This is a genomic window from Frankia sp. CeRuru1 (assembly GCF_977966315.1).
In genome coordinates, this window is the sequence record NZ_CDWWEW010000028.1 from 1 (window position 1) to 26,302 (window position 26,302).

Consider the following 26,302-nt stretch of genomic DNA (forward strand, 5'->3'; position numbering starts at 1 on the left):
ATGAAGGGGAGGCCGGCGTTGTAGCAGGTGCCCGCTGCACCCGCTCCGCCTTGATTGCTAGCCAGGTTGGTCTGGCGTCGTCGCGATCGTCCATGCGCCGGAGGCCTCGCTGATCAACGTCCCCGAAGCGTCCTTCCTCGTGTAGCTAGCGTTGTCGGCAGTTGCCTGCGCAACCGGCACGTGTGTCAGGAAAGATACTGCCTGTCCCCGAAACTCGGCCTCTGTCCTGTCTCAACAAATCTGCTTCGGTTACTCGATTTTCCTGACGCAGGTCAGGCGCCTATCGCCCCGGCACCGAGCGCCGAAGCGATCCCTGCGAGGGTACCGACCACGAATTCGCGCACTGCGGCATGGTCTCTACCCGGCGGGGCCGCCTGCGAGACGTCCCCAACCCCGTACGCCGGGTCCTCCGTCGCCTTCTCCAGGTCGCGGGTCAGACGCTCGACTATCTCCGCCAGCGTCAGCGTTCTCGTGCTCGATGCCCTGTCGGTGACTTGGCCCGCGATTGTGGACGCCCAATCGATAGTTGGCTCACCGCGTTCAGGAAGGTACCCACTCACGAGCACGAGGTCGGCCCCGCCGGAGTACTCCCAACGATACTCCGAAGATCGTTCGACGCGCTCGCGCATCGCGTTGAACTCCCTCGGGTGGAAATACCAGTCGCGCGTGTATCCATACCCGGCGCGCCGAGCCCCCGTCTGCGCCTCGAAATATGGACCGTTCATCGACCTGTAATAGCCCGGAAAGAACAGGTCCCACGTATCGCTGGTGCGATGGTCGAAGTATTCTCCACGGACATCCAGCATGCGCACGGCATCGCAATCCGGGGGTGCGAATAGGAAGGAGAGAACTACCGGGCCGCCTCGCCAGGTGGCGTTGACGGCGGCTTCGTAGTCCTGCCGCAGCCGGGCTCGGTCCGCTGGCGACAAATGTCCGTCCTCTCTGGCCAGGCGCCGCCGGTAGCTTCTCGCCAGGCGACGGCGGGCACGCTTGGCCTCCGTGCGCTGGGCCAGCTGTCGTTCTTGAACGCGACCCATGACCGTCCAAATCCGAGCGCCCTCACCGGGAGCCCAGGCTGTCGCCGGAAGCATGCGCCGCAGTATAAAGATGCTCCGCTTCCCCGGATTCTTCGGGCGGCCATCGCAGCCGATCCCGTACGGTATCGCATAATTTGCCGGCCTATGGCTGGCAGCGTACTCTTGCTCCAGGGCGCGGTTTGCGCCGGAAGCAGCCGGAACCACCGGCCGGCCGCACCCGCCCGCTTCACACCCCCCGAGCAGGGGCCGGAGTAGACGGGCCGACGTCGGGCGGTGCGCCTGACCTCGGCTGCAAAGCACTCGCTGGAATTCTGGTTCGACCAGAGGGACACCGAGGGGGACGCAGACGCCCCCGTGCTTCGTGATCGACTCCGCCGACCCGGCTCACCCCGCGCCGATATCCATCAGTATGCGAGCCAACCCGCAGCGGTTCGCCGGATCAGTCGTTCGTGAGCAACAGAATGTTCTTGTGGAGATTGTCCAATGGCTGGCTGCCCCATGTGAGTAGCTCAACGTCGAGTCCGGCGTCGTTTGCGAGATCACGGTTAAAGGTTACGTATTGCTCTGGAGAACCGTGGATCTTGAGGACGTACAGTCCGTCCCTTCCTGGAACGGGGTGCAGGTAGGAAGAGGTGAGTGGGTTGCTTGTGAGCGCCTTTTCCAAGTCGGCCAGGGTGGCGGCGGGTGTTAGCGTGGGCACGACCGGGGCGGATTCTTCGGCGTCTGACAGGCGTAGGTCGCCGGTGGTCGCCTGGGTAACCCGGTTCTTTATGCTCCGGACCTCTTCGGCCAGCGTGGCATTGATCGCTGCGACGGTCGGCTGCATCGCGGCCTTACGGATGGCTTCTTCTGTTGCTGCGAGGACGGGCTGGGCGTCGCCAATGATTTCGGTAAAGTCTCCGAAGTCTTCCTTGATGTTGACATATATTTGCTGTTCCACTGTATCCGCGTAGTAGTAGTTGCTGATGGTGACGACCGGGTGGTCGGCGCCGATCCGGTCGATTCGGCCGATTCGTTGTTCGACGCGCATGAGGTTCCACGGCATGTCGTAGTTGAACAGGCGGCCACTGGTCTGCAGGTTCAGTCCCTCGCTCATGCTGTCGGTGCCCAGGAGGATGCGTATCTCACCGGCCCGGAAGCGTCGCTTGAGTTCGGGTTTACTCACGGGACGCCACGTGCCGGTGGCCGGGTCCCACTGCTCGCCACCGCGACCGGAATAGCAGGCGACCCGCTGGTAGGGCGCAGCGAGCCTGGCCCGAAGATAGTCCATGGTATCGGTGTACTGCGTAAAGACCACAACGCTGTCGTAGCCGGCCGCTATTGCGTCGGACAGGTCCCGGTCGAGTTGCTGCGCCTTCGTGTCGTGGCCTCCGAGCGCGTCGATGCCGGCGATGAAGGCGTCGAGCTCGGTGACCTCGTCGCGGAGTTGGATAAGGACGTTGTCGGGAAGGAAGGTGGAGTGAACGTCCGCTGGAGCAGCGTCATCGTCCTCGGTGACGGTGGTGTCGTCGATGTCCAGGAACGCCCCCAGGGCGGTGCTTCCTCCTGCGACGAGCGTGTCGCGGCGGCGTGCTAGGGAGTTGCGGACCGCGTGGAAGCTGCTGGTGAGGCGCCTCCGGTAGACGGTCATGACGAAGCCGAGAGCCCGCCCCGCCGGGCCGCTGTCCTGTTGCATGTACGCGTTGTAGTAGCGACGGATGTAGGCGTCGATCCGGTCGTACAACTCCCGCTCGGGACCGCTGAGGGTAATGAACTCGTCATAGAGACGTCGACGTGGGATGACGAGGTCGGCGGGCAACAGTCCCTGCTGCTGATAGGAACGCATCGTCGAACGTGTGTTGCGAAATACTCTGTCTCGCATCGGCGTATGTGCCCGAAGCCAGCTATCAGCGCACCGTTGTTGCGCCAGCGTCCAGCCGTTCACCCGCAGTCGGGTTGGAGGTGGCGGCTCGTGCAGTGTCAGGACCGCACGGGACCTGGCCGGCCCGACGTCGGAAATGACCTGAGCGCGCAACGCCTCTTCGTGGGGCGCGTCGGGCTGGTCGAGGTGGTCACGCAGCATCCGTGACAGCAGCGCCCAGTCCCTCTCCTCGGCGGGACGGCGCAGCTCGCGGTAGTAGCGGATGAGGTGCTCGGCGGAATCCCCCCATGCTCCTGGCAATCCGAGAAGCTCGATGAGGTCCCATGCCTCGTGGGGCGCCATCTGCATCGGTGTCGCGGTCGCGAGGTAGAGGGCCTTCCAGGCGTGCGCGTCGCGCATCGTTTGCAGGAGCGCGAGCAGCCGGTTCGGCGTTCCAGTGGCCTTGAGGCCGCGGCGGCGGGCGTGGTGTGCTTCGTCGACGATGACGACGTCCCACGGGGCGGCGGCGAGAATCTTCTCCGTGCGGTCGGCGCGGCGCGCGAGGTGAGACGAGGCGAGTATGACCGGGTACGCCGACCAGGGGTTGGCCTCCGAGTCGGTCGCGAGCTTGGTGTCGTGGCGGTCGAGGAAGAGACCTCTGTCGTAGCGGGGGACGTCGAGGGCGAGCTTTTCGTGCAGTTCCTCCTGCCATTGACGCAGGACGCTGGCTGGCACCAGCAGCAGTGCGGTGTGTGCACGTCCCGACAGCAGGAGCTCGCGCAGGATGAGGCCCGCCTCGACGGTCTTACCGAGGCCGACCTCGTCGGCGAGCAGGTAGCCGCGCGGGAAGGTGTCGACCGCACGCACGGCGATCCGTAGCTGGTGGGGCAATGCAACAACACCGGCGCTGGTGACCCCGACGAACGTGCGGGTGAGCGGGGCCTCGAGTACCTCGAGCAGAGCGGTTTTGGCCTCCACGAGGTCGATGGCATTGCTCTCGTCGTGACCAGGTACGGCGGTGGGGTCAGATCGCGTGCGCTCGTCCGGTTCCTCAACGTCGCTGCTGCCGGTGGCCGGGAGACGCAACCTGGGGTCGGGATCGTGGGGCGGAGGGTGCCAGCCGCTGGGAACGATATCGACGAGTGCCTGTCGAACGGCCTCCGGGACGGGCATCACAATCCAACCCGAGTCAGGATCGCCGTCCCAATGTTGTTGGAAACGACGGGTCACGTCCAGGCCGTAGATGGACCAGACCTCGTCGTTCCATGACCAGTAGGCGTGGAACGTCTCGTGGTTTCCGGTCCAGCCGGCGATGGTCTCGTTGTCGCTGCCGATGAACGCGACCTGGCGTCCCCGCTCGTCGGTGAACAGCCCGTACTTTGAGTGGAAGTAGCGGCGCGCCTCGTCCGTCCGCAGGGGTACTCCACGGTAGTCCACGGGCACCCCGACGCGGAGTTCAAGCCGCCCTTCTCGCAGCATCCAGGCGAGGACCCGCAGACGCTCACGGGCGACGATGTCGACCCCGTCATCGAGCGGGGCAACTGTCAGGCGTTCGGCAACGACCCGGTCCAGCGGCTCACCGTGTAGAACAGCATCGACATCTTCCTCCGTTAGTTGGGCGCCGACGACGAGCTGCATGGTTGCGCCGCGAGCGACGAAGGGTGCGAACCCGGCGGCGGCGCGGGCCAGTACGGCGGAGTTGAAGTAGCCGACGAGCCGACGGTATTCGGTCGCGCGTGCGAGAAGTGGCACGTAGAACCGGTTGAGGGGCTCTTCGCCCGTCGAGTACGACGGTGCCAAGGACACACCGGTGAAGTCCGACGGTGGCAGGAGCCCGGACCCGGGCTCCCCGGCCGCTGTCACGTCGCAACCCCGGAGAACAGATCGCCCTGTTTCGTCATCAGCGGACGTACCTCCTCTGGGAGTATCACGTCCGGCATGCAGAAAGTAACGAGGCGATCGAGAGTCTTGGCGAGTGACAGGACGAAGTCGCCGTTGACCTTCGTACGGGGAACGGCGTTCACCAGTGCCTGGACGGTCGCGACGAACCCGGAGTCCCGTGCGAGACCTGTCCGCTCTAGGAACATCTTCGCCCGTCCGAGACCGTCCTCGTCCGCGATGTGACACACCGTGTGTGCGGCGTCGATCAGACTGGCGAACGACTCGGCGTCGACCCGAACCCCTGGCAGGTCTGCGTCCTGGCCGCGGGTGCGCAGCCGGTCCTCGGGAGTGAGGAGGCCGACCGTGCCAGCCTTCTTCCGCAGTATCTTTGCCCGTTCGAGTTCGTCGAGGTCGAGGCCTCCAACGGCGAGGGCGAGACGTCGTGCGTCATCGAAGGTCGTGAGGGGCCCCTTGAACATGTCCCAGTACGCCACGGTGAAGTCCGTGAACGCGTCGAACTCAACGGGGTGGCCGACAAGACGCGCCCGCTGGACCCGGACAATTTCTGCGCGCGCTACGCCAAGAGCGTCTTCCGGACGCAGGAGCTGCGCGCGTCCGGTCTCGTCCGCCGTGCTGGTGTACACCGGCCAGTGGCGGCTCACGACGCCGAGGGTCGGCCCGTAGGCGGATAGGAGCAGGTCCACGCCGTCGATCCCGTCGGCGCGGAAGCGGGCGACAGCATCTCGGGCAGTGCGGCGGACCTCGGCCTCGATATCCTCCCGGTACACGCGGTGGCGGCCAGGCATCGCCGCTGGCCGCTTCCGGCATACAAGCATGATCGTGCTCGCGGCGCTGTTGATTCCTGACTGGTGGAGCGAGTGCTCGGCCTCTGTGTTGACCGGCCAGGACGTCTCGATGGTGAAGCCCGCCTGCAGCAGGCCCATCCCGAGGGTGTCCCATGCCTCGGCTCGCTTGTGGGTGAACATCACCGTGAGGACGCCGTCGTCCCGCAGTACCCGGTGGGCTTCGGAGAAGATCGCCGTCATCTTCGCCTCGTAGTCCGCATCCGCCAACTCGCGCATCCGCCGGCCCATATGGGCGAATCGGGACGCGTTGGCGACGGCCTCGTTCTCCGCGTCCGCCGTGTCGGTGGGAAACAGGTCAGGAGCGACCCGGCCGATGGTGCGCTTCTCCCAGACATAGAAGAAGTCGCTCAGCTCCGCGTACATCACGTTGTCGTAGTACGGCGGGTCCATACACAGGTGAGCAACGGAGCCGTCGGCCAACCCGGCAACGTCGGCGGCGTTACCTTGGGTAATCGTCACATTACGATCCAGTAGTTTCCCGGTGGCAAGATCGACGCCAGTAGCGTCGAGCAACCCAGCCAGACCGCCGAAGGCATCGAGGAGCTGCTCCAATGACCACCGAAAGAGCGCCTTGCCTTCGAATTCTGCATAGGACCACTTGAAGGAGAAGTCGTGACGCTGGAAGACGTTCACAATTTTCTGGCGAGACTGATCCCATCTCGCTAGCTTGGCGTTGTAAGTGAGTGCTTTGCCGTGCATGATCCCAAGCAGGGTCAATACCGCACGCGCGCCATCCTCAGGCATCGCGGCACATACCTCGGCCGTCAGCACGCGGAACTCCTCGACGAAGATCCCGTGCGCGAGGAGTTGCCGTGGCGTGAACATTTTCGCGAACGTCGTGATCCCGAACAATCGAGGCCGGGAGGTGCGACCCCGGTCGCCCTTCTCCGCCAGTTCCTCGAGGGGTAGGACATCCTGCCGTGCCCAGGTGCCCGCGATCTGCTCCAGCGCGATCTCGGCCTCCCGCACGCCCCGCAGGTCGGTCTCGGTGGGTGGCCGGAAGGCCCGGTCGCCGTCTGGCAGGCGGATGGCGACGGCGTAGAGGACGGACGTCATGCGACCGTCTCGGGCCTCGTCTTTGATGTACGACTCGTCGATGACCTGGCCGTCCCACGGCGAGAGCCCGTCCCCTCGGCGGACGGTGCCGCGGCGTGGGTCGAAGTCGATGGCGTCGCCTTCCACTACCTCGAAGGCGGGCTCGTCCAGCTCCCGCCCGTTCCGGTGGGTGACGAGCCGGACGGCGACCTCCTTGCCTTTGTCGGTGCGCAGGCTCCAGTCTGGAACGAGCGGCACTGTCTTGCCGGTGCGGGGGCAGGTGACGGAGTGTGCCCAGATGTAGGTGAGGACCTGGCCGTCAGGCCCGGATGGGAAGAAGGGAGAGATCCGTTTCTGGATACGGTCGATCAACTTCCCACCCCATCGCTGGAGGTCCGGCAGAAGATCGAGCCCAAAGTGCGCCGGGTACTGCACACCCGCACGCAGCAGGCAGGCAGCCACGCCGTTGAGGTCATTCGCGTGGGTGCGTATCCCGAGCCGAGTCGCCGCAAAGGGGATGCTGCCTCCACCCGCCGTAAGGTCGGCGACCAGCGGAGCCTCCCCCCAGGTCCGCCGTAACACGTCGGCGAGGAGGTTGAGGTTCTCTCGATCCGGGTGATTGCGGAAAGCTTGTTTGTATGTGTAGGGGTTGGGTATCCGCTGCCTGGACGCTACTGCCTCGTCGTAGGCCCTGCGCGCTGCAATGGGGTCGCCCCAGATTCCCACGAGGTGCAGGAGCCACTTCCGATAGGCACGATCGTTCGCGACCTGTCGAGCACCGGGGAAAGCGTCAGCGAGTTCCTCGCTCCACGCCGGCAGCAACCCGGCGAGGACGACAGCGGCACTCGCTACGAGGGGACGTCGTGCCCACCACACGTGCAGGAAGGACAGGGGTGGCAGCGCGCTCGCGGCGGCCCGCTCGCGACGGGACTCGACGCCAAGCTCTGCGACCGGCAGCCAGTCTTCGGCGAGGACGCGCGGGGCGGTGCTGGTCGTCGGGGTCATCGGCTCACTCGGCCGCGAGAAACAGCCGTAGGGCGCGGCGGACCCGATCGGCGTCGGGGCCGACTGCCTTCGCATACCAGTAGTAGGTCTCCTCGGTGCTCATCGATGCCACACCCGCGACGATCTGCCGGACGCGAGCTGGTTTGGCCACCCTTTGTGTGGCGAACACGGTGAGGGCCAGCCGGACACCGGCCGCCTCATCGAGCACAACCGGCTGCCTGCGAGCTGGGGAGAGCACGCTGACGGGCTTGCCGCTGGCACGGAGAGCCGTTACAAGGGCGTCGAGAACGCGGGAGGCGTGCAATGGCGTCGCGGTAGCGACGGAGATCGCGAGGCTGCGGTCGGTGCTTCCGTAGGACTCCTCGAGCCTGAACCCGTACCTGTCAGCCCCAGTCCCGCCGCTTGTCTCGGGGATGACGGTTAAGCGGAAAGCCCGGATTGCGGACGGCCGCGCCTGCCGGCTGAGCGCGGTCCGGGGCCGGCTGGACGTCATGCCAGGGTTCCGTCGAGCGTGATCTCAGTTGGCGCAAGGTTACGCACGACCGTGTCGACCTGCGCCAGGGCTGGGTCATTGGCGCCGACACCGGCCTCACCGAAGTTGACACTCAAGGTGAGGCGGCCCTCGACCTCGCTGGCAGTCTTCAGGAGGGGCGCCAGCTTGGCGTTGGCCTGCTGGTAATCCTTCTTGTCACCGTCGAGACGGACCTCGATGCTGCCATCCAGGCCGGGCAGCTCCGCCGTCACCTCGACGGCGACCGTGATCTGGTATTTGGGAAGCTGCGCCAACGCCATCGTCATAAGGTCGAGGTCCCCCAGGCCGCGGCTCGTGTCACCCTGCACAGTGAGTCGCAGGGTAGCGAGGGGACGATTCTTGTCGGCGAGGTCGTCCCTGAAGTTGGTGAGCGCGACCCCCGCGGGGCCTGTCTTCGGCTCGACACGGGTCACCCTTCGCGCGTCGCCGACGACCACACCGAGGCGGTCGGCGTCACCGCGGGGTAGGACATGGAAGGCGTCGAGGGACCGTTCGCGGATATCCTTGACACCGAGCGCCTTCACCCCTTCGACGGGTGTGGCGACGGTGACAACGAGCCGGCCCTGCCGGAACGCGTCCGCGAGAACGTCGGCCACCTGCGTCTTCGTGGGCTCTTTGCGGCACCGTTGCTCGAGTGCCGCCCGCACCACCGGGCCCGTCGTCGGGGTGGTGGCGACGGCGAGAACGTCTTGCACGGTCGGCGCACGACCGAGTAGTCCACGGGCGGTGGCCTCCGCGGCAGTCAGCAGCTCCACCGTCTCGGACAGCTGAATCGCCGGGCTCGGACCGCCGGCGCTGTACGCCTTACCCGCATCAGTGTCGTAGTAGACCCAGCCGTCGTGGGCGATCCCCTTCTTGATCGCGTCGGTGAGCAAGGTCGTGTCCAGGAGAAGCTGAGCACCGGGGTCCCGCCAGAACCACTCTGCGACCCTCTTCGTCGTGGTCGCGTGAGGCTTGTCCCATGCACGGTCGTGCAGCCAGTCAGTCGAGATAGCTTCGTTACGGACCTTGCCCTCGTTGACCAGCAGAGTGTGCACGGTGCGGACCGCGCTCTTCGCTGTGTCACCCTTCGCAGCAGGGGGTAGCTCACGGTGGGTAAGGTTGCCTGCGCTGGCGTCGCGCACCGGGTAGTACACGTGCTTGTAGCAGCGGGTAACGGCGATGCGGGCGTTCAACGAGCTGTCGTCGTACATCCGACGGACCTTCGCTTGAATCTCGTCGGCAAAGCTTGCCATGCGCGCAGGTTCGGCGAGGAGCGCCTCCAGCGAAAGCCGGGCGCGGACACGGTCCTTGAGATCTTCCACGGCCTCGGCGTCGGCAACGACGAACACCACCGCGTTAAGGAAGGTCCTCAGCTGCCCCGCGGCACTCGCATGCTCGCGGATCTCCTGGACCGGGTGCGGCACGGCTGTTGCATGCCGGCCCACGACGGAGACGTGATCGTAGTCGAACACCACAACTCGTAGTCGGGCCGCGTCGTCGACCTCGGCGGGGCTGGCAGGGAACGGAACCGCGACGATACCGCCGTCGCTCGTGAACGCGTTCCTGATGAGAGTCTTCGTCTCTTCCGTGGTCCGCGTGTTCGGGATGTCTCGCTTGCCGTCCTCAATAATCTTATTGACGTTCGGCTCGGTGTGGAAGCGCCACCGCGCACCGTCGTAGGTGAGGTGCCAGCAGATCCGTTCGGCTTCCTCGAGCGCCTCATCAAGAATCTCCGGGTCTTCACCCGGACGCAAGGTGCCCAGAACGTACTCCGCACGGCCGGCGCCGACACCCGCCTTCAACTCAAGAGAGTGCAGGAACACCGTGCGTGCGACCCGCGTGGCGTACCGCGGCCGGTTGGGAAAACGTGCCTCGTCGACCTGCGCGCAGTGCGACTCCGGCCCGGCGATGTCGACCCGAGCGACGCCGGCGAACGGCGCCCGCTCCACCGCGACGGTGAGCGCGTTGAGAACGGCCGGCTGCGCCAGATCGATATCGGCGACGTTGATAATCGCCGCATCGTCGCCCGTACGCCAGATACCGGCCACAACCTCCGCGAGCAGGCGCAGCGCGCCCCGCGCCCGCTGGAAGTTCGGTATCCCTCCCAGCCGCTTGTCCAGGACCCGGATCACCTCCGGATGGAAGGGGTACGACGCGGCCACCGCCTGCGCGTAGGCAGACGGCCGGTCGGCGCCGCCGGTGAGCGGGACCGATCCGCGTACCGCCTCGTAAAGGTCGCGGTATGCCTCACCGGCCGCGGCGGCGGAAGCCCCGTCGATCTCGACGAACAGGCGCCGCTTGAGGATCTCGACGATCTCTTTGTCAGTCGCGGGCTCGATGACACGCCCGGAGCGGGCAAGCACACTCGTGGCCTCCCCACGGGTGTGGGCAGCAAGACCAAGGTTGCCGTCGAGGACGGTGCCAAGTTCCGCGGTCTCCTTCGCGTAGGCGTCGTCCGCCCCCGCCAAGCTGATGATCACAACGACGTTGGCGTCGCCCATCGCGACCTCGAATAGGTTCTTGAGGAAGACCGGAATCTGGCTTGCGGTGCGACGGACCTCCTCGCTCCCGGACGCGGCGACCTGCCGCAGGTGCTGCGCGATCTCGTCAATCATGACCACGGTCTTGCGAGCCCCGAACGCCTTGCGCAGTGTCTCCGTTCCGGGCGCGGTCCGCGCCTCGTCGCTCGCCTGCAGGACTCGGTGCGCCTCCGCGCCCAACTGCGCGCCGATCTCCCCCCAGACAGTCCGGGTCGTCACCCCGTTCGTCTCCAGACCGTTGACCGGGTCAAGTGCGTCACCCACCACCGCCGCGACCTGGATCGGACCGTCAGGCAGGAGCGCGGGGTCGACGAAGTCAACGATGTCTGCCGGGCGCGCGCCTTGCGCCAGGTGGTACACGGCCATCAGCGAGTGCGTCTTCCCGCCGCCGAAGCTCGTCTCGGCGCGCAGGACCCCATGATCACCTTCCTCGCCCTTCACTCCTGCGAGCCGGCCGAAGGTCCTGGCGACCAACTCGCGTAAGCCGCTGGTCGGATAGGTCAATGCGAAGAACTGCTCCGGATCGCCGTAGACCTCGTAACCCGTCGGGTCACGCACGACCTTGTCCAGCTGGGCGGCGAACTGGTTGTCACCCATGGTCCCGGAGAGAACGTCGCGACGAGGGTCACATGTCGTCCGAACCGGTCGCAACGCCACCGCGAGTGCCCCTCCGATCGAGCCGGCCAACGGACCCGCTCGTTGGGGAGCATGGGCGGCAGCAAGCGTGATGTGGCCCAGTTTGTCACGCCACGTCGCACGATTGCCACCTAGCCGACTCGCCGTTGACCCACTACCCGGCCGGACGCAGATGATGTTGGGAAGGGCATCGATCAAGGGGCGTCGGGCACCAGCAGGCGGCGTCGCGGCGGCTCGCCTCGTACGGTCGACCAACGGAGGTAAGATCCCGATGCCGGTCAGTCGCGCCGCTCCAGCGATGACCTCTGCCTCGCGCCGAGCTGGCGCGGCGACCGGGTGCCGAGGTGCCGGCCCGGCCCGACACCTACGCTAGATGGGAGCTACTAGATTTGCCGTAGGGCAGGCTCGGTGTCGGCAGCCCCGTTAGCAGATGAGCACCCACATCGTCAGGACCGAGTCCATTCTCCAATCGACCTACATGACCAACGCTGGCCGGATCGTTCGACATGGCGAGCGATCCGGCCGCGAGGGTCTACGGCTCACCTTTCTCCGGTGGCTGGGTGTCGCGTCCGCCGCCCTACCACGCGATGTTCACTGATAGGGTCCTCGACCCCGCCCACGCGCAAGCCCTGCATCGGGCCCTGTACAAACCCTGATCGAGAGTGCCTCCTCGGCGACGGGCAGAAGCAACAACCTTTAACCGTCGAGAGATCTGGATCACGCTCCTAAATTGCGTGGTCGTACTATTGATCAGCTTGAGAGAATTCCGAGATTGATTAGTCGCCAACCCATTGCTTCATTGCTCACGTGGAATTCTCTAGCCAAGATCGCGATAAGCTCGTCACGCGAGCTGATGGTGGATGGTTCTAGCCTCTTGAGGACATTCGCCACAAAGCCTCTGGGCATGAGCAGTTGGGCGGCAAATCGGTTCGCCTCAATCTCTTCCTGGTCGGTCGCTTGACTGGATACGTCGTCCCGTTTATTTATCATCACGGACTGATCTACGATAAGGGGCTTTCCTTTGTGCAATGACCAGTGTCCGAGCTCGTGGGCGATCGTGAAGCGTTGCCGCTTTGCCGAGTTACGACTATTGACTCCGATTATAGTTCGCCTGCCGTCACGCAGCAGAAAGCCTGATTCGCTCCATTCGCCGGCAGATCGTACGACCTGAATGCCAAGCGATATGGCGATCTGTTCTACCGGTACCGGCGGTTCCGCAATTCCACACAATTCGAGGAGGGCCGCCGCCTTGTCGACGTTAGCGTGAGCCATCGGTTATACCTCCTGTGGCGCGACGTATCGCTGAGGTCACGAAGTTGTGAGTTGCGTCGGGTTGCCCGGCAAGGTCGACGACAGGTCTCGGGATTCTGGCGAGCTTCTCTAGCTCTTCCCCGTCTGGCAGGAGCGCGTCGACAGAGACCTCGAGCGTCTTGGCGATCAGCAGTAGGACGTGGACGGGCGGGCGCTGTCGGCCGGCCTCCAAGTTGGCGATGGATGAGCGCGTCAGGTCTACGACCCGACCGAGGTCGACCTGACTCCAGCCCTGGCGTTTCCGGGCTCGGCGCACCCTGGCGCCGATGTCGGCGTACAGCGCGCTCACCGCATCTTCGGTCCAGTCCACAGCCTGTCCACCTTTAGTCCACAGCTCTGTGCACAGGACTCTAGCCGCAGGTGTTTTGCTGTGCAAACCCCTGAGGGGTGTGGCGGTCCGCCAAGTTGACCTCAGCTCGATCCCCCGCGTACCGTCCTTGCCATCGTTGACGCGTCGGTCCGGTAAGCGTCAGTGTGGCAAACCCGCAGGGGGGGGCGCGAGACGCGGGTCCGGATCGTTCCTGTGCCGCGGCGCACCCGGTGTCGGAGAATGGAGAACAGCTGGTGAGTACCGAACTGCCCGAGCTTGGTGTTGTGTTTTGGCCGGTGGGGACCGGCGACAGCTCGACCGTGGTCGTGTCGGAGGACGTTCTCGTCCAGGTGGATCTGAACGACCGGGACAAGGCCGATGACGACGACACCCCTGAGGTACCGGTCGTCGATCTCCTGGTGAAGGCGCTGCCGAAGCTCGACGGCCGTCCGTTCCTGGCGGCGTTCGTGTTGACGCACGCGGACAAGGACCACTGCAGCGGGTTCGCCGACCTCCTGGACAAGGCGATCATCGGCGAGTTGTGGGCGACGCCCCGGATGTGGCGCGAGTACCTCGACGACCCCGACGCCCCGGACCTGTGCGAGGACGCGAAGGCGTTCCACGAGGAGGTAGAGCGCCGAGTCGAAGCCATCAAGAAGGCCGTCGCGGAGGGCAACGAGGTCGCTGAAGGTGATCGTGTGCTCGTGGTCGGGTACGACACCGACCAGTCCAAGCACGCGTACCACGACCTGCCCAAGGAGTACCTCGTCTACCCAGGCCAGAGCATCACCAAGATCAACGGTGTCGACCACGCCGGCCGGTTCGAGGCCTTCATCCATGCACCGTTCAAGGACGACTGCGCGGCAGCCCGGAACGACACCTCGCTGTCGATGCAGATCACGTTGACCGAGGACGGCGGTCAGGACGGCAAGGTGCTGCTGTTCGGTGACCTCGCGTACGAGACCATCATGAAGATCTTCGACTACAGCGAGGAGAAGGGACGGGAGCACTACCTGGAGTGGAACCTGCTGCTCGCTCCTCACCACTGCTCGAAAAAGATCATGTACGTTCGCGAGGACGGCCGTGACGTATTGAAGACCGACATCCTGAAGGCGTTTGAGCGTCACGCCCGCGAGGGGTCGGTGGTCGTCGCGAGCAGTGGTGTCATCCCGGTGTCCGACGACCCGGGCGCGAACCCGCCGCACCGAAAGGCTGCGGATCGATACCAGGACTACCTCGACAAGTTCATCTGCACGATGGAATGGCCGTCGAAGGAAGATCCGTCGCCGGTGGTGCTCGGTATCGACGCGAACGGTGCGCAGATCGTCGAGGACGGCGTGGTCGCGCTGTCCTCGAAGAGTGCCGAGGCCGCCGAGGCGGCTGGAACTCGACGTCGGCTCGGCGAGGTGGCCGCGGCGGCAACCGCCGCGGGTCGCTACGCGACCCGCGGCATCACCGTCGCCGACACGACGACCGGCACGCAGCGGGTTCAGGCGGCCGTTAGAGCCGACCGCGGGTCGCAGGACGCGCCTACCACGACTGTCGGGTTCGGGTGTGACTGACGAGGCTGGACTGCTCGCGCGCCGTCAACTCCTCGACCTAGTCGCGGTCGCTGGCGGCGCGGTCGAACTCCTGGAGGAGTGGAAGAACGTCCACGGCGACACCGCGTTCACCATCTCGATGGACACCTCCGGGCTCGATCACGGCCCGAATGGCATCACGGTCCGTCCCAGGGAACGGTTCAAGGTCGTTATCCGGGACGGGTTCCCGTACGAGCCGCCTGCGGTGTTTGCCGTTCACAGCCGGTGGGCCAAGACCCCGCACGTCCAATGGGGGAGGTACCTGTGCCTGTACGCATCCCCGTCGGTGGAGTGGAATCCGTCGGACGGGATCCGTGGCCTCATCAGCCGGCTGTCGGAATGGGTCGAACGTGCGGCAGCCGGAACGCTCGACCCTGACGGACAGCCGCTGCACCCGCCTGCGGTGTACACCTCGGCCGACGCCGGCATCGTCCTGGTTCACCCGGACCTCGGCGATCGCGTGCCGTGGGCCTCGGACGGCACGGGTTCCGAGACCAGGAGACTGGTTGCGTGGTGTGCGGCCGACACCCGACGTCGACGCGTGGACGTACTCGAGTGGGTAGACCTGGCCACGGCGACGGCCCGCGCTGACGCGGAGGGTGTTGAGGTGTTCGCCCAAGGGCGTCCGGTCATCGCGGTGCCTGCCGTGCTAACGCCGGACGAGTTCGGGTTCGAGTACCCGGAGGATGTGAAGGCGTTGAGTCAGGGCCTCTCCGAGTCCGGGTACGACCGCGACAGCCTCCTGCTGGACTTGGCGGCGGCGACCGTCCTCAATCGGAAACTGCGCGCGAGGCAGAGGGCGGAGAATCCGGGTGCTGCTGGTGCCGCCTGGGACGAGGCTGAGGTCGAAGGCGCGCCTTTGTTCACGGCGGTGCTCGTCGGGACGCCGTCTCGGCGAGTTGAAGGCGAGACGCGGCTGGCTCACCTGGCAGCGTGGAAGCTGGACGGGCTGAGTTCTAAGATTGCCGACCTGTTCGCCCAGGTCCGCGATCTCGCGGTCACGGACCTGGAGGGCGAGGTCCGTGACCTCGCGTTCAGCTGGTTCGACTCAGTCAAGATCGCTTGGATGCGAGTCATGGAGACGCGGCCCGAGGTGACCCGGCGTCGGGACCAAGGGACGCCGCTGAGTTGGCTGGCCGGCAAACGAGCCCTCGTGCTCGGCGCTGGCGCGCTCGGTGCGCCCGTCGCAGAGTTGTGTGTCCGTGCCGGCGTAGACGAACTGACCGTGGCGGACAACGGCCTCGTTACTCCGGGCATCCTGGTGCGGCAGCCGTACACGGATGCGGACATCGGGCGTGCGAAGGTGTCGGCTCTAGCTGAACGCCTCTCGTCCATTCGCCCCGACGTGACTGTGACGCCGTCTGTGGGGAACGTCCGCACGACCTTCTTCGCGCCTGATCGAGACCTGGGCGCTTTCGATCTCGTTGTCGACGCCACGGCTGATGCGTCAGTCCGGTTGGTCGTCGAGAAGGCCCGGAGGGACGCGACGGTCCGGCCGCCGTTGATCACGATGGTTATCGGTCACGACGCTGGGCGCGGCTTGGTGACGACGAATCTGACCGGCGCGACCGGGGCTGGGGCGGACACGTACCGGAAGGTGGAACTGCTGGCTTCGTCGCGAACGCCGGGGTGGGCTGACGTCGGCGAGGATCTCTTTCCCGCCAGCCCTCGAACGCGACTGTTCTTCCCGGAGCCCGGCTGTTCGGCACCGACGTTCGTCGGGGCTGCCGCTCAGACGACAGCGCTGGCCGGGGCGATGTTGAGTGAAGCCCTCAACGTGCTGGGCCGCGCGCCGTCGACCGGTTCGGCGGCTGACGTTCCGGTTTCGTTCGCTTCGGCGGTACGCCTTGGTTCCGCCGCCAGCCTCGGGACCTCGCGCGCCGAATGGCCTGCGGACGTCGTCCAGGTCGACGGCACGAGTGGCTACGAGGTCCGGATCAGCGCTGAAGCGCTGGCCGAGGCACGTGCCGAAGCGCGACGCGGAGCTCGGGTACGCGGACCGAAGATCGAGACCGGTGGCATGTTGCTGGGGGCGTTCGACGATGCGACGGGCATCGTGTACGTCGACAAGGTCGCCGGGCCTCCGCCGGACAGCTATCTGGCCGAGACATTTTTCCAGCACGGTGTCGAAGGCGTCCAAGAGCGTGTCAACGCCGAGATGGAACGGACCCGTCGCGCGACCGGCTTCGTCGGGTTCTGGCACACCCACCCGGTCGGGCCCGCGCGACCCAGTCCGACAGACGAGCAGGGAATGGCGTCGGTCGTAGGCCCGGACGGGACGATCCGCCGCGCGCTCATGATGATTCTGGGCGGCAGCGAACGCCGTTGGACCTACTGGCTCGAAGGCACCGTTGGCGAGCTTCCAGACCTCTACCTGCGGGTCGTCCCGCGATCGGCCGGCCCAGTGGCCGCTGGCCACCCGGGCTACGTCGGAGGAATGGACCTCCAGCGGTTGCCGGCCGGCACGTACTTCCGCGGCGGGTACGGCCCACGAATCCGTGTTGCTGTGGGCGGGCGCGCGGCCCACGGGGGCGTGGCGCAGTCAAAGGCACGATGGGCGTGGCTACGGGGGCGGTCGTGAGCGTCCAGGAACGTCCAAAGGTCGGCCTGGCGCTGTCCGGAGGCGGATTTCGTGCGGCGGCCTTCGGACTGGGGGCGTTGCGAGCGCTCCACGACCGGAACGTTCTCGCCGACATCGAAGTCGTCTCCGGTATCAGCGGTGGGAGCCTGCTAACGGCGATGTGGGCCTACGGCCCAGAGCCATTCGACGAATTCGACGACACCGTGACGTCGTTGCTGCGGCGTGGGCTCCAGCGTGAGCTCGCGATCCGGGCGTTCAGACCCCGGCGCGTCGCCGCGAATGCAGCAAGTGTCACGGGCGCAATGCTGCCAGGGCGGCTAAAGCGCGGCCGGGCCAGCACTCGCACCGAAGCCCTAGTCGATGCACTCGCATCCCGCGCCTTCGGACGCCGGCTGATGACCGATGTGACGCGTCGCAATACCAGCACCATCATCTCGGCAACGGACCTGTCGACGGGGAACGCCGTCCGCTATGGAAGCCAACTCAGCTCGTGCTCGCCCCATGGATTCATCAGCGATCCGATCCCGGTGGCGGACGCGGTGGCCGCCTCAGCAGCATTCCCAGCCATACTACCGCAACTGAACCGGACGTACACGTTCACCCGCCGCGATGGCTCGCGCCACACGAAAACAATTAATGTGACCGACGGAGGCGTCTACGACAACCTCGGCCTGAGCCCTTTGTTCCCAGGACGAACGAAGGAACACACAAGCCACGCTCACGACCTGGACTATCTCATCGCCGTTGATGCCGGCATCGGCCGGACATCGATTCAAGCACCGAACTTCCTGCTAGGTCGCCTGAAACGCAGCTTCGAGATCGCGCACACACGCGCGCAGGACGGTACACGCGCGTGTGTACACGAACTCGGGCAATATGGGATGCTCCGTGGATTCGTCTACTCCTACCTCGGGATGTACGATGCGCGCCTTCCGGTATCAATCCCGGACCTAGTCGAACGAGAGCGAGTCTCGACCTATCGGACGAACTTCGCCTCCATGACAGAGCAGGCGCTTGAAGCGCTGACCACGAGAGGAGAGCAGCTCACCCGCGCCCTCATAGACCACTACTGCCCCGCGCTTGGACGTTGACTGCAGCCGGCACGGGATGGCCGTGTTCCCGTCGATCACGGGGCTCGCGGAGGCTCACCATCCGCAAGCCCACCATCGTCTCGCGCCAAGGCGGTCATGTCAGCCATCGTCAACGTCACTGGTCGTGAAGATCCTTGTCTCGCCCTACTCGCTATAGAGATTCCCTTGATCCCCGCGTCTCAGCCGAGTTTGACAGAGAGGGGCGCCTAGTCATCTTTGGCCATTGCGTGCGCGAAGTAACTGTTGGGGCCGTATCCGGAGTCGTCGTCCTCGGTCCAGCCACCGGAGTCGAGATCATCGGAGACCGCGTCGTTTTCGTCGTCGATGGCAGCGATCATCTCCGCGCGGCTGAGGCCACGGAAGTCCTTGACGGCCAAGCCCAGCTCCTCCATTTGATCAAGGAGTCGCTGGCGTCTGGCCTGCTTCAGCACTCGCCACAGCTTCGACCATTGGAGCTCGTCGTCGCAAAGGAGGGCCGGGGTATCGGGTCGGACGCGGGTCGCGTAGAGGGCGTCGACCGCGGCACGCTGGTCATCGCTGGCGGGCACCATGCGTTCGGCCGTCTTCGCGTGGTGGCAGTTCTTGCACAGGAGTTGGAGATTGCCCAGGTCCGACGAGTCGTCACGGATGTGGTCGATCTCCTCGCCAGGCTGTCCGCACCGCACACACCTACCGCCGTCGCGTTGCCACACCTGGCGGCGAACCTCGGCGGCGAGCCGGCGCGCCGACTTTCCGTACCCGCCCGCGAGCAGGTGCGCGACGCGCGTGAACACCGCCTCGCGGACGTCAAGCTTGTCGATGAGGCCGTCGCGCACGACGCGACGCCAATAGCGGATCGTCTCCGCCATCTGGGAGCACAGCTCGGAACAGAACAGCCCCTCGACCTCGTCCGGCAGCCGCTCCAGGCAGTTCGCGCAGCAGTCCTCCTCGAAGGAGCGCTCCCGGCGAGCCGTGCGACGCCGAGCCACCGCATACGGCTCCCCGGTCCTGCGCTGACGGTCGCGCGCGTCCCGCTTCGCCCGCTTGTTGGTCGTCATGCCGAAATCCCGTCCGGCCAAGCCCTACGCACCCAGCCGTGGTCCTCGAAGGCACGACAAAGATCAGTCAGCGCGAGTCGTAGACCCTTGTCCATCGTCTGCGGCACGCGTAGGAGGGCCGGCTCGGAGCCGGGCAGGCGCCGCTGCCAAGCCCAGCTTAGGACGGTCTACCGACAGATCCAAGGCTCGGACAGGACGTGAAACAGCCGCCGGCCTGAACCCGGTGCCACACCGCGCGCCGTCGGAGTGCGGCGGCGAGCCTCGCTCAGCCGACCACCATGTCCCACGGCCACCGCCAACGACCACGCCAGGCCACACCGCCGCCGCACGCTCCTGCTACGGCTTGCCTCGGGCACTATCGTCCGGTCCGTGCTGGTCCCTCTCTTTACGCGCGTCCCGAGGCTGCCGGCAGCACGCTGGGTGTCAAGCCCGCGCTCGCGAGCTGGGACCGGGCGGGGTCGCTGGGCCAGGCACGATCAGGGGCGTTCATCGACGACGTGTATGCCACGGTCGCTGGGCCCATCCAGGCGGCACGAGATCCACTCGCCATCCGGCTCGACGTGGGGTTCGCGGACACCGTGCCACTGGATGCCCTGAACGATCTTGATAACTACCTGTTCCCGCTCGTGCCGAAACCGACCGAGCGGACGGGACGGGCCTTCGCCTCGGTGTGGGCGACCAAGCGCCACGCGGCCACGTCATCCGTCGCGGTCGGACAAACCGTCCCGACCGGCGACCCGGGCGGGGTCTGCACATTCGAGGTGACGACGACCGCGTCCGCCAGCAGGGCTGCCTACAAGGAGCAGATACGCGACCAAACCACCTCTGCCACCCCGCTGCCCGACGGCGGTGTCGCCCTTCAGCTCGCCTTTGTCGTCGGGCCCCGCCGCGCCTGGCCAAACTTGTGGAAACCGACGATCGACGCACTCGGCTCGGTCCTTGGCCGCGACGGTGGCGCCCGCGCGTGGGACATCCGCGACGGCCGGATCACAGACCTCGGCTTGCACCACACCGTCGATCCGGATGCGGGCAACGACGTCACGATCGCGATCCGCGCCTCACCCGTCGAAGCAGGAGCCCCCGGGTGACGGAGTTCTACATTGTTGTCGCCTCACCCCCCATCGTCGAGCGCGACGTGCGTATCGCTGCGGAGCTGGGCGACCAGGCCGCGGGCCGTGCCGGCGCCGACGTGTAGCCGTTTGCGCAGGGTCTCCGCGGAGATCGGACGCTGGTGCTGCTGCCAGTGCAGCACATCCTCGGCACGCGCCCGATGCCGAAGATCCTGCCTGCGTGCCTCACTTCCGCCGGCTGGCGACGGTGGACCGGCGACGGGAACCGTACGGCGCGTCGGCCGGTTTTTGGACGCGGCCGACGCATTCGCCATCTGGGCCTCGGTCTGGGCCGTAGCGCTTGCCGTGTTCTGCATGGCCCGAATAAGGTTTGGTCCGACCTCTGCCCAGCCAATGAGCAAAGAACAGCCAACGCTGTCGAATGCTGCTTTCCCGTATTGACCGGCGATGAGCGGCTCGGCGATATTTAGCGCCATCGTTACGACGCTGGAAAACATGAGCAAACGACGAGCCGGTCGGATCTGCTCTGCGCTCGCGCCGCGCACGGCAAGCTCGCGCGTTCCCACCAATAGAGCCACCACCGACAGATCCACCGCCGGCGCCACTAGCGGTGCCACGTAGACCGGCACACCGAGCCTGATTCCCAAGGCAAGGTCGGGTAGGCCAGGCGCATTGCTGCGCCTGGCCCCCCTCAGAACCGGACGGGCCCGTTAGCCGAGCATCCGGCTCAAGCAGATCCAGCGGAGACACGGTCTTTGTGAAGCTGCTGGACTGTCCGCTGTTGGTCACGGCGGTAGCAGTGTGCGTGGAGGAGTCGGTGGGTGTTCCTACCGGGCGGTCCAGCCTTTCCGGTGGCGAGGGATTGGTGGTCCATCGCTTTCCGGATGGTGGTGAGCCACTGTTCCCATTCGTGAGGGTTTTGTGGTTCCTGGTCCGCATCGAGGAGGAGCGTTCCGCATGCTGGGCAGTAGCCGCTTTGAGCTTTCATCAGCCGCGCGGCGTACTGTTCCAGCGGTGGCGCTGACGAGCGGCGCCGCCGGCTGGCCCAGTAGCTGGCGAGGTCGGGATTGTCGGGTGAGGACGTTCCCTTCACCAGGACGTGTCGGACGACCGGGGTCCAGGAGAACTTGATGAGGTAGGCGCCGCTGTCGCGGTCACCGAACACCCATCTGGCCTTCCTGGACTTGTTGAACTGGCCGAAGTAGCGGGAGGTTATCCATCTCTTCGGTTTCTTTGGATGGGTGTGTTTCGCCCACTTGTAGGTGAGTCTCCACACGTGGTCGTCCAGCGCGCGGAAGGCGTCGCTCGCGCACACGTGCCGGTAGTAGGCCGCCCAGCCCCGGATGATCGGGTTGAGTCGGGCGATCACCGCCGAGGCGTTGGCGCCCCGCAGGGACACCACCTCGGCGGTGAGCCTTTCCCGGACACGCTTGACAGCCGCTTTACTGGGCCGGATCAGCAGCTTGCCGCCGTAGCTACGGACGTTGAACCCGAGGAAATCGAACCCCTGGGAGAGGTGCACGATCCTCGTCTTGTCCTCGTGGAGGGCAAGACCCCGGGCTCGCAGCCACGCTGCCAGCCGTTCCCGCACCAGATCGGCTTGGTCACGGCTGTGGCACATCGCGACGGCGTCGTCGGCGTACCGGACCAGAATCGGGGACTTCCACGCGGCGAGCGTACCCGCGTCACCGCGCTTGTAATAGCGGACCCCGGCGGCTTCCTCCATCCCATGCAACACGACGTTCAGGAGTAACGGACTGATCACCGCACCCTGGGAAGTTCCCTCCTCAGAAGCACGGAACCTGCCCTGTTCGACCACCCCAGCTTTCAGCCACTGGCGGACCTGCCCCTTTCCGGGGAACGATCCCAACGCCTCCAGCAAGGCAGCATGGTCGACACGGTCGAACGCCGCGACCAGGTCCAGTTCGACGATCCACTGCCGCTTGGCAGCGCCGTTGAGCGTGCAGTAGACCGCCTGGATGGCGTCCTGGCAGCCGCGCCCGGGCCGGAAGCCATAGGACTTCGGCTCGAACCACGCTTCCCACTCGGGCTCCAACGCGTTCTTCATCCGCGCCTGACGCACGCGATCGGAAATCACCGGAATCCCGAGCGGCCGTCTCCCTTTCGTCTTCGGGATGTGCACCCGCCTGACCGGCCGGGCCTGCCACGGCGTCTCCGGCGCCTCGATCGAGACAGCCAGCTTCGCCCTGGCCTGGGGAGTGAGCACAACCTCCCCGTCCACGCCCGCGGTCTTGCGGCCAGCATTGCGCTCCGTGACCCGCCGCACGCTCGACAACGTGTTCGCGCGGCTACGGAGCATCAGCTTCTGCAGATTGCGGACCTTTGCGAGGTCCCCTTCCCGTGTCGCCTTGAAGATTCTCTGCCGCAGCCGCCGTACGTCGCCCTCGACCCGGTCCCAGCGGATCTGGTCCCAGTCGAGAACGTTGCCCTCCGGTCCGTTCACCGCAGCCGCGTCCGCACCAGCGGGGCAAGCTACGGCGTCCAACTTGTCCTTCGGTTCCCGCGACGTCGCCATCGACCCCTTCAAAGATCCACCTGGTCCACGTCAGCACCCTTTCGGGTCCGGGCAGCAGCCCGTATCCGGCGAGTTATACGAGAAGTTGGCGAGGGTGCCAGCCATGCTCCCGATTTCCTCCTGCCTTTCGGCCACCGGCGTTCGCTTCTTGGACCATCCTGTTCCCGCCCAGGGCTTCCGCTTCCCTCACGGTCCACCTACCCGGCGGATGCCGGGACCTGGACGGGGTTTCCACGTTCCGCACGAGCGAGACCTGGCTGGGGTGGGTGCCTCCTTGACCCCGGGGCAGGCGGTGTCCAAGCGGCTGACAACGTTTCCCCAGCCGCCGCCCCCCGCTTCTCAGCGGGCAACCCTGTTCTCCCGTACCACAACCCATCGCAGGAGATATTCGTGACGAGGCATCAACGGAGATTCACTCACGTTCACCCGACCAGCCTTCCCCTCACCTGTAATCCCCGGATGGAACGGGAACCCTTGGGCTTGAACTCCGAGCTTCGCACCCCACCGTTACCAGCGACGCACGTCGAAGCGGGGACGGACCATTGGACACAGGCCCGGGACTACACCACCGGACACCTCCGATCCCTCACACGGTGAGTCCACTCACTCTGTGCGACATCGTGTCGCACTACGTTGCCGAACCCGAACATAAAGCTTAGCGCGACGACCACACCCATGAGCACGGTCACCACCTGCATGGCAGGTTCCCGTCCACCCGCTACGGCCCGACGCTGCCCGCCCGTCTCCGCTGGCGCCCTACCTTCAGCAGGCTGGAGGCGACGATGCGACTCTCGCGGGCCGGCCATCAGGCGGCACCGCCCGGTATCCTTGCTGCGGCGCCGCTACCCGCCGCCGACCGGCGCCGCCAGGCGATCGGCACCCGTGCGCTTACGACCAGCTCCCGACGGTCCCCCCGCACCCCGGTGTCGTACATGGATGCTGTACGAGCCTCGTTCGCAGGCACTCCGAGCCTGATCCCCAAGGCCCATACGTTGCCGAACGAGAACAGGAAGCTCAGGGTCACCACCGTGGCCATCAGGACGGTCACCGCCTGGGACGCCGTGCGGCTGGCCGTGCTCATCGACCGGTCTCCCGCTGGGGCAGAGCGAAACCGCCCTCGATGACCAGTTGGCCGGTCATCGAACGAAGATCGCTTCTGCACGGGTCTGCGTGGTGCCCCCAACGGGATTCGAACCCGTGCTACCGCCTTGAAAGGGCGACGTCCTGGGCCGCTAGACGATGGGGGCGCGGCGACGACCCTCAGCGAGGCTGCGCATCCGCCCAACCGCGACGTCGATCGTCTGAAACACCGCAAGCATAGGGGACGGCCCGGTCGGACGACAAACCCTTCCCGGGCGATCCCGACCGCTCGGCATCCCCGTGGGAACGCTCCCCTGGCCGGCCAGCCGACCACCCGGCTGCCCGACGACTGCCCGGCCACCCGGCTGCCGCGTCACCGACCCTTCTCCAGGCGTGAACGGCCCGGCGGCGCCTCCTGCCCCGCGGGGCGGCCGGCCGCGGGCGCGATGGCGCGGCGCGGGTCGACCCATCGGTAGCGGGAACGGAAGAAGGCTCGGACCGGCCGCCCCCCGATCGCGATCGAGTGCTCGATCTGCGCCGGCCCGGCGGGATCGCCGCGACCATGGACCTCGGCGAGATTGAAACTCAGCGTGACCTCGTCGGCCCGGTCCCCGGGAGTGTTCGGATCATAGACACGGAGCGTGATCGACGTTCCGGCCTGGACATAGGCGTAGGCGAGCACCTGATGGTTCAGGCCGAGCAGCCGCGGATCGGAGGACCGCACCGTGATGATCCCGATCGGGGACAGCAACCCCTCGTCCAGATCGAGCCGGATCCGTGGCCACTCGTCCGCCAGGCTCGTCCGCGCGGCCCCCGGCCGGAGCCGGATCCCCCGGTTGGCGTCGGCGTCGGCGCCCTGCATGAGCCGGTAGTAGCGGGCCACCCCCCGCGGGATATCGAAGCTCTCCAGCAGGCGGCGGACGAGGTACGCGTACAGCGGGGACCCGACGGCCGGCGCCACGACGTCAGGCGGCGGCCCGATTCCGGCCTCGAACAGATCACGCACAGCGTAGATCATCCCGCCGCACAGGCCCCGGCTGGCGTCGCCGAGGCCCAGCCGCCACGTCGACCATGGCGCCGAAACGGTCAGCAACGGTTGCGGAGCGAAGCTGTTCGTGAACCGGAAGGCGCTGGTACTGGGCCGGAAACCGGGCACAGCCGACTTCCGTCCCCAGCCCTGGTCATCGGCGCCGCCCGACGTCACGGTGCCGGGCGGGTTACGGCGCCAGGCGGCGGTCCAACGATGATCAACCTCCCGGCAGCTCGGATCTCTGTCCAGCGCCTCGGCTGTCCAGCGCCTCGGCCCAGCGCGACGAGACCGGCGGACAGCCGTAACAGCCGTCCGCCGGTTCCCCAGCAGGTCCACCCAGCGCCCTCCCGGTGCGGAGGTGGTCCTTGACGCGGGACGTCGGCGGGACAGGACCCCGACGCATGGGCTCACCCACATGCCGGACGACCCGACGCCTGGATCTATCTACCCCTCCATCAGCGGCCCGATGGTGATACCGCAGCCTCCGGCTGTCGTCCGATACGGGACGATCAACCGCTCTCGAGACCTTCGGCCCTATTCCGCGGGACTCACGACCGACACCCTCGCACTGTCAGCCGTGCGGCCCGCACCCGAGGACCCGTACCCGAGGAGAGGAGGGGGCTCGTGCAACGCGCCAGGTTGGCGCGAACCTAGATGTCACTTCCGATGCTCGGAACTCCCTTCAGCAGGGCACGCACCTCCGCCTCTCGGTACCGGCGGTGACCGCCCAGAGTCCGAATCGACGTCAGCTTTCCGGCCTTCGCCCACCGGGTCACGGTCTTCGGGTCCACCCGAAACATCGTGGCAACCTCGGCGGGCGTCAGCAGCGGCTCAGCGTCTGGCGTTCGTGTCGTCATTGCGTTGGCCTCCCGTCACAGAGCGTCGCTCCGTCCCATACAGATCGTGCATCCTTCGGGGGCATTTCGGACATGGCACGTCAGGACCATCTACTGACTAGTCACAGCTCGTCCGAAGCGGGCGGCAACTCTCAGTTAACAGAATGCGCCGATCAGCTCGCGGATTCCCGTGCCTGCAGGGGCCTCCACCTCATCAGGACTCGTTCGTAGGCTTCGACCGCTAGGTCTGTTCGCCCACGGCGTAACGCACTGACAGCCTCGACGATGTCCTCTACAGAGTTGTCGCGCCGAAGCATGTCATCGTCCAGCAAGTCAACTAGCCCGTCGTAGTCCAGTTCGACCCTGCTCTGTGGATGGAAGGACCCCAGCCAACGGGCCAGCTCGCCGACGCCCTCGACTCCCGGGGCGTCCGGAGAGCTCGCCCGCCGCTCCTCCACCGCCCCCACCGCCCGGCCCGCCCGCCGT

18 protein-coding genes and 1 tRNA gene are annotated in these 26,302 nt (G+C 66.3%); 4 read left to right on the forward strand and 15 right to left on the reverse strand.

The features are described 5' to 3' along the window. Positions 1 to 272: 272 nt before the first annotated feature. The 7 genes from AC08OP_RS03870 to AC08OP_RS03900 form a co-directional block, all read right to left on the reverse strand. Positions 273 to 812 (reverse strand): hypothetical protein, encoded by a 540-nt coding sequence (locus AC08OP_RS03870; protein WP_476612928.1) that lies wholly within the window; start codon positions 810 to 812, stop codon positions 273 to 275. 664 nt (positions 813 to 1,476) lie between these two features. Further along, positions 1,477 to 4,740, reverse strand: coding sequence for a DEAD/DEAH box helicase (locus tag AC08OP_RS03875; RefSeq protein ID WP_476612929.1), 3,264 nt, complete (start codon positions 4,738 to 4,740; stop codon positions 1,477 to 1,479). Further along, a complete protein-coding gene (locus tag AC08OP_RS03880; protein ID WP_476612930.1) occupies positions 4,737 to 7,664 on the reverse strand; it encodes a DUF1156 domain-containing protein in 2,928 nt (975 codons plus the stop codon). The genes AC08OP_RS03875 and AC08OP_RS03880 overlap by 4 nt, the downstream gene beginning before the upstream one ends. Positions 7,665 to 7,668: 4 nt before the next feature. Further along, positions 7,669 to 8,157 carry a DUF7680 family protein gene (locus tag AC08OP_RS03885; protein ID WP_476612931.1) on the reverse strand — a complete coding sequence of 163 codons (489 nt, stop codon included), beginning with the start codon at positions 8,155 to 8,157 and terminating at the stop codon, positions 7,669 to 7,671. Beyond that, the gene (locus AC08OP_RS03890; RefSeq protein WP_476612932.1) at positions 8,154 to 11,315 is read right to left on the reverse strand and encodes an ATP-binding protein; all 3,162 of its coding nucleotides are present in this window, start codon (positions 11,313 to 11,315) and stop codon (positions 8,154 to 8,156) included. The genes AC08OP_RS03885 and AC08OP_RS03890 overlap by 4 nt, the downstream gene beginning before the upstream one ends. 789 nt (positions 11,316 to 12,104) lie before the next feature. Next, entirely contained in the window at positions 12,105 to 12,626 is a 522-nt protein-coding gene (locus AC08OP_RS03895) for an ImmA/IrrE family metallo-endopeptidase (protein ID WP_476612933.1), read from the reverse strand. Beyond that, a complete protein-coding gene (locus AC08OP_RS03900; protein WP_476612934.1) occupies positions 12,613 to 12,975 on the reverse strand; it encodes a helix-turn-helix domain-containing protein in 363 nt (120 codons plus the stop codon). The genes AC08OP_RS03895 and AC08OP_RS03900 overlap by 14 nt, the downstream gene beginning before the upstream one ends. Before the next feature lie 254 nt (positions 12,976 to 13,229). Here AC08OP_RS03900 and AC08OP_RS03905 point away from each other — a divergent pair, with 254 nt between their 5' ends. From AC08OP_RS03905 to AC08OP_RS03915, 3 genes are read left to right on the forward strand one after another with little or no spacing between them, the layout of a single operon-like run. Then, complete coding sequence (locus AC08OP_RS03905) at positions 13,230 to 14,537, forward strand: ComEC/Rec2 family competence protein (RefSeq protein WP_476612935.1); 1,308 nt, start codon at positions 13,230 to 13,232, stop codon at positions 14,535 to 14,537. After that, positions 14,530 to 17,136 (forward strand): ThiF family adenylyltransferase, encoded by a 2,607-nt coding sequence (locus AC08OP_RS03910; RefSeq protein ID WP_476612936.1) that lies wholly within the window; start codon positions 14,530 to 14,532, stop codon positions 17,134 to 17,136. Before AC08OP_RS03905 ends, AC08OP_RS03910 begins: the two co-directional genes overlap by 8 nt. Beyond that, entirely contained in the window at positions 17,133 to 18,227 is a 1,095-nt protein-coding gene (locus tag AC08OP_RS03915) for a patatin-like phospholipase family protein (protein ID WP_476612937.1), read from the forward strand. Before AC08OP_RS03910 ends, AC08OP_RS03915 begins: the two co-directional genes overlap by 4 nt. A 206-nt stretch (positions 18,228 to 18,433) precedes the next feature. On the opposite strand, the gene AC08OP_RS03920 is transcribed toward AC08OP_RS03915, so the two are convergent. Then, entirely contained in the window at positions 18,434 to 19,264 is an 831-nt protein-coding gene (locus tag AC08OP_RS03920; RefSeq protein WP_476612938.1) for an HNH endonuclease, read from the reverse strand. A 278-nt stretch (positions 19,265 to 19,542) separates the two neighbouring features. On the opposite strand from AC08OP_RS03920, the gene AC08OP_RS03925 reads away from it, so the two are divergent. After that, positions 19,543 to 20,352, forward strand: coding sequence for a hypothetical protein (locus AC08OP_RS03925; protein WP_476612939.1), 810 nt, complete (start codon positions 19,543 to 19,545; stop codon positions 20,350 to 20,352). 23 nt (positions 20,353 to 20,375) lie between these two features. On the opposite strand, the gene AC08OP_RS03930 is transcribed toward AC08OP_RS03925, so the two are convergent. The 7 genes from AC08OP_RS03930 to AC08OP_RS03960 form a co-directional block, all read right to left on the reverse strand. After that, complete coding sequence (locus AC08OP_RS03930; protein ID WP_476612944.1) at positions 20,376 to 21,029, reverse strand: hypothetical protein; 654 nt, start codon at positions 21,027 to 21,029, stop codon at positions 20,376 to 20,378. Between the two features lie 32 nt (positions 21,030 to 21,061). Then, positions 21,062 to 22,870, reverse strand: coding sequence for a group II intron reverse transcriptase/maturase (ltrA, locus tag AC08OP_RS03935; protein WP_476612940.1), 1,809 nt, complete (start codon positions 22,868 to 22,870; stop codon positions 21,062 to 21,064). Between the two features lie 805 nt (positions 22,871 to 23,675). After that, entirely contained in the window at positions 23,676 to 23,951 is a 276-nt protein-coding gene (locus AC08OP_RS03940; RefSeq protein ID WP_476612941.1) for a hypothetical protein, read from the reverse strand. A gap of 90 nt (positions 23,952 to 24,041) precedes the next feature. After that, positions 24,042 to 24,117: transfer RNA gene (locus AC08OP_RS03945), tRNA-Glu, on the reverse strand. Positions 24,118 to 24,323: 206 nt separating this feature from the next. Then, positions 24,324 to 25,154, reverse strand: a complete 831-nt coding sequence (locus AC08OP_RS03950; RefSeq protein ID WP_476612942.1) for a hypothetical protein — start codon at positions 25,152 to 25,154, stop codon at positions 24,324 to 24,326. Between the two features lie 476 nt (positions 25,155 to 25,630). Further along, on the reverse strand, positions 25,631 to 25,837 hold the full coding sequence (bldC, locus tag AC08OP_RS03955) for a developmental transcriptional regulator BldC (protein ID WP_006540950.1): 207 nt from the start codon (positions 25,835 to 25,837) through the stop codon (positions 25,631 to 25,633). Between the two features lie 152 nt (positions 25,838 to 25,989). Beyond that, positions 25,990 to 26,302 (reverse strand): DUF8083 family protein (locus AC08OP_RS03960; RefSeq protein ID WP_476612943.1); only part of this gene is annotated, 313 nt, incomplete at its 5' end.